The sequence below is a fragment of the Flavobacterium sp. MDT1-60 genome (assembly GCF_014844035.1).
Taxonomy (GTDB): domain Bacteria; phylum Bacteroidota; class Bacteroidia; order Flavobacteriales; family Flavobacteriaceae; genus Flavobacterium.
Window position 1 is genome coordinate 4,370,695 of record NZ_CP062159.1, and the last position, 12,528, is coordinate 4,383,222.

Here is a 12,528-nt window from a genome sequence, read left to right on the forward strand (position 1 = left end):
CACGTTTATGTATCCCAAATCTTTTTTTTCTTATTTAGTTATACTATGATAGCACAATCCGAAATAATTATATCCAATAAAAACAGTATTATTTCAAAATCTGAAGATAGTCAGAGTGCTGCTTTACTTTTAAAAAAATATCTCGATAAGGCTTTTGCAAAACCATTTGATAATATCTCTGAAAATAAGAAAGAAGAAGATTTATCAGAAATAATCTTAGAAATCTCGGACCTTGAAAAATTAAAACCAAACGAATTTATCATCAAAAGTGATTCAAAATCAATTTATTTAATTGCTCAAAATCCAAAGTACCTTCGCTACGCTGTCCATACTTTACTCGAAATTTGGGAGTTTCGAAAATTTACTTCCACAGAAACTTATATACCAAAAGTTGAACAGCTGACTTTTTCAAAAAACACAAAAAAAAGCTATCAGCCTTCATTTGATTACAGGGCACTTTTTTATCCTGATTGCTATGATGAAGATTTTAGAGAGTGGCATAAACTTGATTGGCAAGTAGACGATTTTGGTATTTGGGGACATTCTTTTAGTGTTCTGGTTCCTCCAAAAGAATATTTCAAAACTAATCCAAAACTTTTTGCTTTGTATGAAGGAAAAAGAAATGGAGAATCTTTATGCATGACCAATGACACGGTAGTCGATTTGATCGAGAAAAAAATGACCAAAATTATTGCAGATACACCAAATGCCCAATTTTATTCGGTTAGCCAAAATGATGATGTGGTGTATTGTGAATGTACCGAATGTAGAAAAATGAATGAAAAACATGGAGGTCCCCAAGGTTCCTTCTATTATTTCCTGAATAAAATTGCTACACATTTTCCAAAAACAAAAATCACGACACTCGCCTATTTGCACACTTTAAAACCACCGGTTAACTTAAAAATAGCACCTAATATTTACACTATTTTTTGTCCGATTGAATTGAATCGCGGAAAAACAATTACGGCTCAAAATTCGGCTTCATTTGTTAAAACATTGGAAAACTGGAGCGTTACTTCTCCACATTTCTTTCTTTGGGATTATACAGTTCAGTTTTCTAATTATATGTCGCCATTTCCAAATTTGGAGCCTTTTCAAAACAACTATAAACTTTTTAAAAAGAATAAAGTAAAGGGAATATTCGCTCAGGGATATTCAGATATTCCGGGAGATTTTTCAGAATTAAGACAATATCTGCTAGCTAAATTATTGTGGGATACTGATATTGATATTAAAGCAGTAACTGCCGATTTTTTAAGAGGATTTTATGGAAAAGCCGCGCCATTTGTTGGAAACTATTTGACTCTTTTAACTGAAAATCAAAACAAAAGCAATGCTTATCTAGATATTTATTCTGGTCCGGTTCAGGCCAGAAACACCTTTTTAACTCCGGAAGCCATGAATCAGTATGATCAATTGCTCGAAAAGGCACTGGCAGCAGTTGAAGAAGATAAAACCTTAAATTCAAGAGTTCAAAAACTACGTTTAGCTTTAGAATACGTCTTTTTCGAACAATCTAAATTTTACGGAAAAAACCAACATGGAATGTTTGTCGTAAATAGTAAAGGAGAAAAAGAAGTAAAAAAAGGATTAACGGAAAGAGTTTTGAAATTTACAAAATCCTGTAATGAATTTGGAATTTACGAATTGAGCGAAGGAGGTCTTTCGCCGGATAATTATTATAAAGAATGGTTGGAAATCTGTAAAAACAACACCACTCATCTGGGAGAAGATTTGAAAGTTAATTTTATAACAGAACCTTCAGGTGATTTTAAAGGAAAAGGAAATTTGGGCTTAGTTGACGGCACCAGAGGATATAAAGATTTCAATATCAACTGGATTGGATGGTATGGAACGGAACCATCATTTGAAATAGAAACAAAAAAACTAGACTTCAATACCTTAAAATTAAATTTTCTGGATGATCAGAGGCATTGGATTTTTATTCCAAAAAAAATAATCATTTACGGCTACGAAAATCAAAAATGGAAACTTGTAGAAGAAAAAAATTGTGATAATTTAACTGAAAGTGATCAAATTACAACAAAATCATGGGAAATTCTCAATGAAAAATTCAGTAGCTTTATAAAAATCAAAATAATTATTAAACCCCAAACAGAAATACCAAATTGGAGAAAACGAAAAAACAAAAAACCAATGGTAATGATTGATGAGATAGAATTATATAAAAAATAAATGCCAGGGAGATGAATAATAGCGAAAAAAAAATTCTGATTATCGATAATGATGAAATGACTATCGAAATTCTAAAATTTATTCTGAAAAGGGAAGGTTACAAAATAAGTATTGCAAAAGATGGTATTAGTGCGTTAGAGAGAATTCCGATAATTATGCCTGATTTGGTTATTACTACGATAACTATCCCACTCAAGTCAGGATTAGAAATTATTAGTGACATTAAGAAAAATTTCAAAAATATTCGGGTGATTGCACTCTCATCACTTGGGGAGGAAGAAAATACAGTTGAAGAAGCATTTCAATTAGGTGTTGATGATTTTATTGCTAAACCATTTAATCCAAACGAACTTTTATTGCGAATTAAACGATTTTTATAGCAATTTAAAGTCTAATTTTGAGAAATACGAATGCCTCAAACTTTCGTAATTTCTAAGAAACATCAATTTTTCAGCTATTTATAGCTATCTTTGCACAAAATTTAATGCAAATGAGCACTTTCGAAAAATTCAATCTTCCAAAATCAGTACAAAAAGCAATCGACGAATTAGGATTTGTTACGCCTACTCCTATTCAGGAAAAATCTTTTTCAGTGATTATGTCTGGCCGGGATATGATGGGAATTGCGCAAACCGGAACCGGTAAAACATTTGCTTATTTATTGCCTCTTTTAAAATTATACAAATTTACACCAACTAATACGCCAAAGATTGTTGTTTTGGTTCCAACTCGTGAACTTGTAGTTCAGGTTGTAGAAGAAATTGAGAAATTGACAAAATACATGTCGGTTAAAACACTTGGTATTTTTGGTGGAGTAAACATTAATACACAGAAAAAAGCGGTTTACGAAGGAGTTGATATTTTGGTAGGAACGCCTGGTAGAACAATGGATTTGGCTCTTGATGCTGTAATTCGTTTTGATGAAACTCAAAAATTGGTTATTGACGAGTTTGATGAAATGCTGAACCTTGGTTTCCGTACACAATTGACAGCGCTTTTGGCAATGATGAAAACCAAACGTCAAAATATTCTATTCTCGGCAACTATGACTGATGAAGTTGATGCTGTTTTGAATGACTTTTTTGATTTCCCGGAAGAAGTAACACTTGCTGCTTCTGGAACTCCTCTTGAAAATATTACTCAGATTACATATAACGTTCCTAATTTCAATACAAAAGTAAATCTGCTAAAACATTTATTAGAAACAAACGAAAGCATGGAACGTGTTTTGGTTTTTGTCAATAATAAAAAGATTTCAGATATGCTTCACACGCGTATTGAAGAAGATTTTGAAGGTCAGTTTGGTGTAATTCACTCGAATAAATCTCAAAATTATCGTTTGAGTACAATGGCTGAATTCCAGGAAGGAAATCTTCGCGGATTAATTACTACAGATATTATGGCGAGAGGTTTGGATATTTCGAACATCTCTCACGTTATCAACTTTGAACTTCCTGAATTTCCTGAATTGTACATGCACAGAATTGGTCGTACAGGTCGTGCAGATGCTACAGGAACTGCAATAAGTTTTATCACACCTCGTGAAGAAGAATTTAAAGTAGAAGTAGAAGTTTTAATGAATCACGAACTTGAAATAGCTGAATTTCCTGAAGAAGTAGAAGTTTCATCTAAATTAATTGAACCTGAAAAAGACAAACAGCCTATTAAGTTTTTAATGAAAAAACAAACACTAAAAGGTGACGGTGCTTTTCATGAAAAAGACAAAAAGAATAAGAAAGTCAATTTAGGAGGACCTTCTAAAACAAAAAAGAAAACCCACGGATCTGTCAATCGAAATATGTTGAAAACGAGAGATAAGAAGAGAAAAGATAAGGACAAGTAAAAATCCAATAAAAAAAATCCAAATTCCAATAGTATATAATGGAATTTGGATTTTTTTTATTGGATTTTTTCAGTCACAGTCACTGTTTCCAGTACTAACTGTAAACTGTGACTGCGACTGAAAACTATATTTTAGTAAAAACAAGCCCTACAGGCGAACACAATTCGATTTTTTTACCCGTATCTGTAAGTTTACCTGTTGTTTTATCTCTTTTAAAGATCACGATATTGTTAGTGTATTGATGCCCTACTAAAAGGTAATTTCCTGATGGATCAATCGCAAAATCTCTTGGCCCTTTTCCTAAAGTACTTTGTTGTTCTACTAATTCAATACTTCCGTTTTTAAGAATCTTGTACACTGAGATACTGTTTGCATCTACTCTGTCTGTTACGTATAAAAATTTTCCGTCAGGCGAAATTTTGATTGCCGCTGCTCCCGTTCCGCCTTTAAAATCTTTTGCAAGAATACTCGTTTCGGCAATCTTTTTTAAGCTTCCGTTTTTGTTATAACTAAAAGTCGTCAGCGTTGCATCTAATTCCTGAATTAGATATACAAATTTCCCATCCTTACTAAAAGTCAAATGTCTTGGTCCACTTCCGGATTTTACATCTACACTTCCTTTTAATGTCAGCATTTCATTTTTAGAACTAGGATTGTATTTATAGATAAACACTTTATCTAAACCTAAATCATTAGATAAAACGAATTTTTTATCCGGAGAAAAAACAACCATATGTACGTGTGCTTTCTCCTGACGCGCTACATTTACTCCTTTTCCTTCATGCTGCACTACTTGTTGTACTGTAGAAATACTTCCATTAGCATTCTTTTTAAAAACTACAATATTACCGCCGGAATAATTGGCAACAATAACATTTTTATCATCATTTATTAAATGACAAGGATCAGCTCCTAACGCTTTATTCGTATTTAAAAAAGTAACTTTTCCTGATTTTGAATTATATCCAAAAGCGCTAACAGCACTTTGATCACCATTTTCATTTACAGCATAAATAAATTTGTTATCTGCTGAAACCGATAAATAACTCGGACTTATCACATTTTCTGAAGAATTTTTAAACTTAAATCCGCCCGAGGTCGCATCAAATTCATAAACATAAATTCCGTTGCTCTGGCAAGTATTCGTATAAGTCCCTATCAATAAATTAAATTTATTCTGGGCTTGGGTAGTGGTAAAAGCTAACGCCGAAAAAAGCAACATATATAATCCTTTCATAGTTTTTTGTGGTTTTTTTAATATGCTAAAATACTCAATAATATTGTTAGAAATTACATTTTTTGTTACAAATGAATTATCAAAAGTTACATTTTTCAAACTTTTATAGCGATAGACTCCACATATTAAAATGATTTTTTCCATATTCTAATTTGTGCTAATCTTTTAATCTGTGGCAAAAAAATTAAATAAAAAGTTATGATTTGAAAGCTTTAACTCTCAACAAATTTGTATTTTTGGCCAGTATCTACAAAACGTAGTGAATAAATCGAAGCCGGAATGCACTTTAAACACCCCGAAATTCTATACTTTCTATTCTTATTGATTGTTCCAATTTTGGTGCATTTGTTTCAATTACGACGTTTTAAAACTTCTTATTTTACGAATGTCAAATTCTTAAAAGAACTTGCTGTTCAGACACGAAAAAGTTCTAAGATCAAAAAAAGACTATTATTAGCAACCCGCTTATTATTATTAACTTGTGTTATCGTAGCTTTTGCTCAGCCCTATTTCGAAGCCAAAGACAGCAAAAATGCGTCAAACGAAATGTATATTATTTTAGACAATTCGTTTAGTATGCAGGCTAAAGGTAAAAAAGGTGAATTATTGAAACGTGCCGTTCAGGAATTACTGGAAAATACGCCGGAAACCGCTCAATTTTCGTTATTAACCAACACTGAGAATTACTGGAATACAGATATAAAATCTTCTAAAAGTGCTTTACAGAATTTAAAATACAGCGCTACGCCTTTTGAACTTTCGTCAATAATGGCAAAAATAAAAGCGCATAAATCGGCACATAAAAAAGATATTGTTATCATTACTGATGCTGTTGGCTTAGCCGAAAAGGATATAAAAAACATCGATTCTGAAGAGAAACCTTATTTTATTATTCCGGAAGCTGAACAAAAAAATAATGTTGCCATTGACAGTGTTTTTATTAATCAGACATTAGAAAATTTTTATGAAATCGGAATAAACTTATCGGCTTATGGCGATGATTTTATTCCGATTTCAATGGCATTATACAATCAAAATAAATTGATTGCCAAAACCATTATTAATTTTGACAAGAAGAAAAAGGAAATCAATTTTACGATTCCAAAAGAAGCTTTTCATGGTTATGTAACTATTGAAGATAACGGTCTGACTTACGACAACAAACTTTACTTCAGCATTTCAAAAGCAAAAAAAACAAACGTTATCAGCATTGGAGAACCAGAAAAAAGTAATTTTTTATCCCGAATTTACACTTCAGCTGAATTCAATTACAATAATTATTCAGTCAGCAGTTTAGACTACAATAGCCTTGAAAAACAAAATACTATTATTCTAAATGAATTAGTTGAAGTTCCACAAGCACTACAAACTACTTTGAAAGCATTTGTTTCTAAAGGTGGAAATTTAGTTGTAATTCCTTCTGAAAAAACTTCGGTTTCAAATCTCAATTCTTTTCTTGGAAATTTTGGAAAAGTTCAGTTTAAAAATCTTGAAAACAAAAGCAAATTAATTACTAAGATCAACTTTGATCATCCATTATTTTCTGGGGTTTTCGAAAATAAAATCACTAATTTTCAATATCCAAAAACCAATAATTCGTTTGATATTTCAAGTCCATATCCGGCAGTTTTATCTTATGAAGATCAAAGTGTATTTGTAACGGCCATTCAAAATCCGGTTTCTGGAATCACTGTTTTTTCAGCGCCAATAAATTCGGAAAATTCAAACTTTCAGCAATCACCTTTAATTGTGCCTCTTTTTTATAAAATGGGACAAAACAATCAAAAAACGGGTGTAAACGCTTTGACAATTGGCAGTAATCAGCCTTATTTTGTGGATGTTTTGTTGACGAAAGATGCCATTTTGGAAGTAAAAGGAAATGAAGATTCTTTTATTCCGATTCAGCAAATATTGAATAACAAAGTAAAATTAACTTTCAATGACTTCCCGGAAACGGCTGGGAATTACAGCATTTTTGATAAAAAACAATCTGTTGAAAATCTAAGTTTCAATTACAAACGAAGCGAAAGTGATTTAAGTCAGGTCAATACCAATGTGGTTTCAGATTTTAAAACTGCCGACACAATTTCGACCATATTTAACACCTTACAAACTGAACGAACTGACAGCCAAATTTGGAAATGGTTTGTTATCTTTGCACTGTTATTTTTAGCATTAGAAATGGCAATTATCAAGTTTGTGAAGTAAAACTTATCGTCTTTCTTTTTTGCTTTTAGTTTGTCATTCCGAGGAACGAGGAATCTCCGCGAGAAGCTCGACAAAGATTGGCTTTCCGTTGCGGAGTTACTTGCGGAGATTTCTCCTCCGTCGAAATGACAACCTTTATGACTAAAAATGTTTAAAAATTAAGATTCCAATTAAAATAAATTTATCTACATATGAAAATATTAATCAGAAGCGCCAAAATTATCGATTCAAAAAGTCCGTTTCACAATCAGACCGTTGATCTTTTAATTGCAGATGGTTTAATTGAAAAAATAGGAACTTCACTTCTTGATATTGATGATACAACCGAAGTAAAATTTGATAATTTGCATCTTTCTCATGGTTGGTTTGACAGCAGTGTTTCGTTTGGAGAGCCAGGTTACGAAGACAGAGAAACAATTGCAAATGGGTTGAATGTTGCAGCAAAAAGTGGTTTTACAGGCGTGGCGTTACAGCCTAACTCCTTCCCTATAATTGATAATCAATCTCAGGTAAATTTTGTAAAAAATAAAGCAAATGGTTTTGCTACAGAACTTTTTCCAATCGGTGCTTTAACCAAAGCCAGCGAAGGAAAAGACATGGCTGAATTATTTGACATGAAGAAAGCAGGCGCAATCGCTTTTGGAGATTACAATAAAAGCCTTGATAATGCCAATCTGTTAAAAATTGCTTTGCAATATGTACAGGATTTTGATGGTTTAGTAATTGCTTATTCTCAAGATGCCAACATCAAAGGAAATGGAGTTGCAAATGAAGGAATTGTATCTACAAAATTAGGTTTAAAAGGAATTCCCAATTTAGCCGAAGAATTGCAAGTTATCCGAAACTTATTTTTATTAGAATATGCAGGAGGGAAACTTCATATTCCAACAATATCTACGGCAAAATCAGTTGAATTAATTAAAGAAGCTAAAGCCAAAGGATTACAAGTAACTTGTAGTGTTACGGTACATCATTTAGTTTTAACCGATGAAAAATTAGAAGGTTTTGATACCAGATATAAAGTAACTCCTCCATTGCGAACTGAAGCCGACAGAACTGCTCTTGTGAAAGCAGTTTTAGACGGAACAATTGATATGATAACTTCAGACCATAATCCGATTGATATTGAATTCAAGAAAATGGAATTTGATACCGCTAAAAATGGAACAATTGGTTTAGAAAGTGCTTTTGGAGCTTTATTAACTGTTTTACCTTTAGAAACAGTAATCGAAAAACTAACTTTAGGAAAAGCAGTGTTCGGAATTAAAAATAATCCAATTGCCGAAGGTTCTAAAGCCAACTTTACTTTCTTTACTCCTGAAGGAAAATCAACTTTTACGAAAGAAAATATTCTTTCAAAATCTAAAAATTCTGCTTTTTTAGGAACTGAAATTAAAGGTTCTGTTTATGGAATTTTAAATCAAAATAAACTTGTTATCACAAAATAATTAAAATGAATAATTCAGTACAAGAGGGAAAATCAATCGCCATTACCAGTTATATTTTGATCATTGGTGTTTTAATTGCGATGTCGATGAACTCTGAAAATAAAAATAGTTTTGCGTCTTTTCATATTCGTCAGGCTCTGGGTTTGTCTTTGACTTTTATTTCTTTCGGAGCCATTATCAGCAACTTTGATAGCTTTATGATCACCTTCCCAATGTGGATCTGTATTTCAATTTTATGGACTTACGGGATTTTCAGTGCTATTCAGGGACAGACAAGACCAATTCCTTTAGTTGGAAATCTTTTTCAAAAATGGTTTAAATCGATAGGATAAATAAAATTCCAATCCCGAAGTTTCGGGAAAATTCCAAATTCCAAAAACTTTGTCAAAGTTGAAAACGTAAACTGAGGCTTACAATTTATAACTTACAATTCACAATTAAAAAATGAATCTATCTTTAGAATATAAAATACAAGAACCAAAAGTTATTTTAGATAAAAATCCGGTTTTAATATTATTACACGGATACGGAAGCAACGAGGCCGATTTGTTCTCGTTTGCGACTGAACTTCCAGATAACTACTATATTATTTCTGCAAGAGCGCCTTATGATTTACAATATGGAGCTTATGCCTGGTATGCGATTAATTTTGATGCTGATCAGAATAAATTTTCAGATAATGAAGCTAAAACTTCACGTGATTTAATTGCAAAATTTATTGACGAATTAGTAGCCAATTATCCTATTGATGCCAACAACATAACGCTGATTGGCTTCAGTCAAGGTTCAATTTTAAGTTATTCAGTTGCACTTTCTTATCCTGAAAAAGTACAAAGAGTAGTTGCCATGAGTGGTTATTTTAATAATGAGATTATTAAAGAAGGTTTCGAGAAAAATGATTTCAAAAACCTAAAAATATTTGCTTCACACGGAACTGTTGATCAGGTAATTCCTGTAGATTGGGCAAGAAAAACTCCTGCTGTTCTGGAAAACCTAAATATTCCGATTACATATAAAGAATATCCTGTTGGTCACGGAGTTGCTCCTCAGAATTTCTTTGATTTTAAGAATTGGCTTGTGGGCTAGTTTTCAGTTTTCAGCCGCAGTTTACAACAATCTAAATCCTTAAAAAATGGATATTACTAAAATTGATAATCCCGCATTAATCCTAATTGATATTCAAAAAGGATTTAATGATGTTTCCTATTGGGGCGGCGATCGTAATAATGTAAATGCAGAACAAAAGGCTGGTGAACTTCTTGAAATTTGGAGAGCTAAAAAACTGCCCATTTTCCATATACAACATTGTTCCTCTAATCTGAATTCGATTTTAAATGAAACAAATCCGGGTAACGAATTTCAGGACGTTGTAAAACCGATTGAAGGTGAAATTGTCATCAAAAAGAACGTAAACAGTGCTTTTATTGGAACGAACTTAAAAGAGTTACTTGATGATGCAAAAATCGAAAATCTTGTAATTGTAGGTTTAACAACAGATCACTGTGTTTCTACAACTACCAGAATGGCAGGGAACTTTGGCTATACAACCTATTTAGTTTCTGACGCAACGGCAACTTTTAATAAGAAAGGCATAAACGGAGAAGATTTTTCTGCAGAAACAATTCACCAAACTGCTTTAGCTAGTTTGAATGAAGAATTTGCTCAGGTTGTTACTTCTGATTTTATAAAAGAAATAGTTTAATTAATGAAATCCTGCGATTTCTACATTAACAATTGACTGAAAAACACTCTAAAGATTTATAACAAAAAAGGCGAGAAAAATATTTCTCGCCTTTTTATGTTTACATGACTATTGTCCTGTATAAATAATTTTATCTCCTTTTTTAGAACATATCCCTTCCAGGGAATTAACTGTAGATCATCTTTTACCCAGGAGTCTCCTTCTGATTTTCTTTCCAGAATAATAGATTCTTTTTGAGTATCTAAGAAAAGTTCTGCCTTATCCCCATCAAAGATTACGTAGGCAACTGTTGTATAGGTTTTTCCGTCTTCGGCGTGAGATAATTTAGTACTGTTTTCAAAAATCCGGATGCATTCTTTTTTAAGAATAGACCAGGTATAACCTGCAGAAGCTTTACAGCCATTAGTATCTGAATCTCCTCCAACAACAGCCGGAGAGTTAGTTTCTTCTTTTGCAGCTTTTGTAGTTTCTTGTGAGGGTTTCTTTTCTTCAGAAACTTTTTTCGCACAAGAAAATGAAAGACCAATAATAATCGAAAATAAAAATATCTTTTTCATAAATCCTATTTTTTAAAAAGTGGTGATAAAAAATAGCATTCTAAATACTATTTTTGATACAACCAGCTTTGATTAACCTCAAAAGTAATATTATCATCGTTATCAACAAAATATTTTAACAAGACTTCTCCCCATAATTCTCCATTACTGTAATCTGCAATGATCCATCTGTGGTTTAGAATTTTTATTTTATTGATGATAAATTTGTTCGGACCAATTTTATCCTGACCTGTATAAGGATTCCCGTTTGGATTAGCATTTAAATCCAATAATTTCTCTGTTACAACCGGAATCAATTTTTCATATAAAATTACTTTTCCACCAGAAGCGCTATTGTCAAAATAATTCTGAGCATTTTCATTATGTTCTAAAGAAAAATAATCGGCTTCGGCCAATTTTCCTGATACTAAATTTATACTGTCTCTAAGCTTCTTAGTCGTTTTATCATATCGTTCTTGTCCAAATTTCACTTCTCTGCTGTAAAACATATAAGTAAAAATATTCATTAATATCGCAAGGATAAAAAGGTAAAGCATTAAGGATTTTTTCATTTTGTAATATAATTAAATTGTAATTTCTAAGTTATCATAAGCCAGGAAGACATTTTCAGGAAGTTCTTTTTGTACTTCTTCATGAAACCCTAAAACATGGCTAATATGCGTTAAATACGCTTTTTCTGGTTTGACTAAATTGATGAAATCAAGAGCTTCCTGCAAATTAAAATGTGTGTCATGAGGTTCGACACGCAAAGCATTCACCACCAAAACCTTTAGATTTTTTAATTTTTCAACTTCGACTTCTTCGATCGTTTTGACATCGGTTAAATAGGCAAAATCATCAATACGATATCCAAAAACCTGTAAATCGCCATGCATTACGTTTACCGGAATCGCCATTTTATCGCCGACAGCAAATGGTTCGTTATTTATTACTTCGATTGTTTTTACGCTTGGGGCTCCCGGATATTTATTTACGGTTTCGAAAACATATTCAAAACGACGTTTTAGATTGTCGATTACGCGTTCGTGGCCATAAACCGGAATTTCTCCCTGACGGAAATTAAACGGACGAATATCATCTAAACCAGCTGTATGATCAGCATGTTCATGTGTAAATAGAATTGCATCGAGTTTTTGACAGCCGCATGAAAGCATTTGCTGTCTAAAATCGGGTCCGCAATCGATTACATATGAATGCTCATTCCACGTAATCCAAATGGCTACGCGAAGCCTTTTATCCTTAGCATCAGTGCTTTTACAAACGGGATGATCGACCCCAATAATCGGGATACCTTGAGAAGTACCAGTGCCTAAAAAATATACCTTCAATTGAAC

General features: G+C 32.4%; 12 protein-coding genes. 8 read left to right on the forward strand and 4 right to left on the reverse strand.

The genetic code is table 11. The features are described from left to right. The first annotated feature begins 45 nt into the window (after positions 1-45). From IHE43_RS18440 to IHE43_RS18450, 3 genes are all read left to right on the forward strand, one after another. Positions 46-2,199: a DUF4838 domain-containing protein gene (locus IHE43_RS18440; protein ID WP_192185260.1), complete on the forward strand. Its 2,154-nt coding sequence runs from the start codon at positions 46-48 to the stop codon at positions 2,197-2,199. Positions 2,200-2,210: 11 nt separating this feature from the next. Next, complete coding sequence (locus IHE43_RS18445) at positions 2,211-2,579, forward strand: response regulator transcription factor (protein ID WP_192185261.1); 369 nt, start codon at positions 2,211-2,213, stop codon at positions 2,577-2,579. Positions 2,580-2,689: 110 nt separating this feature from the next. After that, entirely contained in the window at positions 2,690-4,042 is a 1,353-nt protein-coding gene (locus tag IHE43_RS18450; RefSeq protein WP_192185262.1) for a DEAD/DEAH box helicase, read from the forward strand. 124 nt (positions 4,043-4,166) lie between these two features. Here the strand turns inward: IHE43_RS18450 and IHE43_RS18455 are convergent, their stop codons facing one another. Beyond that, the gene (locus tag IHE43_RS18455; protein WP_192188254.1) at positions 4,167-5,279 is read right to left on the reverse strand and encodes a lactonase family protein; all 1,113 of its coding nucleotides are present in this window, start codon (positions 5,277-5,279) and stop codon (positions 4,167-4,169) included. 279 nt (positions 5,280-5,558) lie between these two features. Between IHE43_RS18455 and IHE43_RS18460 the strand changes: the two genes are divergently transcribed. The 5 genes from IHE43_RS18460 (at position 5,559) to IHE43_RS18480 (ending at position 10,637) form a co-directional block, all read left to right on the forward strand. Then, the gene (locus tag IHE43_RS18460; protein WP_192185263.1) at positions 5,559-7,487 is read left to right on the forward strand and encodes a BatA and WFA domain-containing protein; all 1,929 of its coding nucleotides are present in this window, start codon (positions 5,559-5,561) and stop codon (positions 7,485-7,487) included. A gap of 191 nt (positions 7,488-7,678) precedes the next feature. Then, positions 7,679-8,935: a dihydroorotase family protein gene (locus IHE43_RS18465; RefSeq protein WP_192185264.1), complete on the forward strand. Its 1,257-nt coding sequence runs from the start codon at positions 7,679-7,681 to the stop codon at positions 8,933-8,935. A 5-nt stretch (positions 8,936-8,940) separates the two neighbouring features. Beyond that, entirely contained in the window at positions 8,941-9,267 is a 327-nt protein-coding gene (locus tag IHE43_RS18470) for a hypothetical protein (protein WP_192185265.1), read from the forward strand. A 112-nt stretch (positions 9,268-9,379) separates the two neighbouring features. Continuing rightward, positions 9,380-10,021, forward strand: coding sequence for an alpha/beta hydrolase (locus IHE43_RS18475; RefSeq protein ID WP_192185266.1), 642 nt, complete (start codon positions 9,380-9,382; stop codon positions 10,019-10,021). Positions 10,022-10,067: 46 nt separating this feature from the next. After that, complete coding sequence (locus IHE43_RS18480; protein ID WP_192185267.1) at positions 10,068-10,637, forward strand: cysteine hydrolase family protein; 570 nt, start codon at positions 10,068-10,070, stop codon at positions 10,635-10,637. A gap of 56 nt (positions 10,638-10,693) precedes the next feature. Here the strand turns inward: IHE43_RS18480 and IHE43_RS18485 are convergent, their stop codons facing one another. From IHE43_RS18485 to IHE43_RS18495, 3 genes are read right to left on the reverse strand one after another with little or no spacing between them, the layout of a single operon-like run. Next, positions 10,694-11,194, reverse strand: coding sequence for a hypothetical protein (locus IHE43_RS18485; RefSeq protein WP_225585202.1), 501 nt, complete (start codon positions 11,192-11,194; stop codon positions 10,694-10,696). Positions 11,195-11,241: 47 nt separating this feature from the next. After that, on the reverse strand, positions 11,242-11,745 hold the full coding sequence (locus IHE43_RS18490; RefSeq protein ID WP_072971453.1) for a hypothetical protein: 504 nt from the start codon (positions 11,743-11,745) through the stop codon (positions 11,242-11,244). A 12-nt stretch (positions 11,746-11,757) separates the two neighbouring features. Beyond that, entirely contained in the window at positions 11,758-12,522 is a 765-nt protein-coding gene (locus IHE43_RS18495) for an MBL fold metallo-hydrolase (RefSeq protein ID WP_192185268.1), read from the reverse strand. Positions 12,523-12,528 lie beyond the last annotated feature (6 nt).

Excerpts from the sequence above, each read along its gene's own strand:
- IHE43_RS18440 (WP_192185260.1), top strand. The coding sequence starts at position 46 with ATGATAGCACAATCCGAAATAATTATATCCAATAAAAACAGTATTATT.
- IHE43_RS18445 (WP_192185261.1), top strand. The coding sequence starts at position 2,211 with ATGAATAATAGCGAAAAAAAAATTCTGATTATCGATAATGATGAAATG.
- IHE43_RS18450 (WP_192185262.1), top strand. The coding sequence starts at position 2,690 with ATGAGCACTTTCGAAAAATTCAATCTTCCAAAATCAGTACAAAAAGCA.
- IHE43_RS18455 (WP_192188254.1), bottom strand. The coding sequence starts at position 5,279 with ATGAAAGGATTATATATGTTGCTTTTTTCGGCGTTAGCTTTTACCACT.
- IHE43_RS18460 (WP_192185263.1), top strand. The coding sequence starts at position 5,559 with ATGCACTTTAAACACCCCGAAATTCTATACTTTCTATTCTTATTGATT.
- IHE43_RS18465 (WP_192185264.1), top strand. The coding sequence starts at position 7,679 with ATGAAAATATTAATCAGAAGCGCCAAAATTATCGATTCAAAAAGTCCG.
- IHE43_RS18470 (WP_192185265.1), top strand. The coding sequence starts at position 8,941 with ATGAATAATTCAGTACAAGAGGGAAAATCAATCGCCATTACCAGTTAT.
- IHE43_RS18475 (WP_192185266.1), top strand. The coding sequence starts at position 9,380 with ATGAATCTATCTTTAGAATATAAAATACAAGAACCAAAAGTTATTTTA.
- IHE43_RS18480 (WP_192185267.1), top strand. The coding sequence starts at position 10,068 with ATGGATATTACTAAAATTGATAATCCCGCATTAATCCTAATTGATATT.
- IHE43_RS18485 (WP_225585202.1), bottom strand. The coding sequence starts at position 11,194 with ATGAAAAAGATATTTTTATTTTCGATTATTATTGGTCTTTCATTTTCT.
- IHE43_RS18490 (WP_072971453.1), bottom strand. The coding sequence starts at position 11,745 with ATGAAAAAATCCTTAATGCTTTACCTTTTTATCCTTGCGATATTAATG.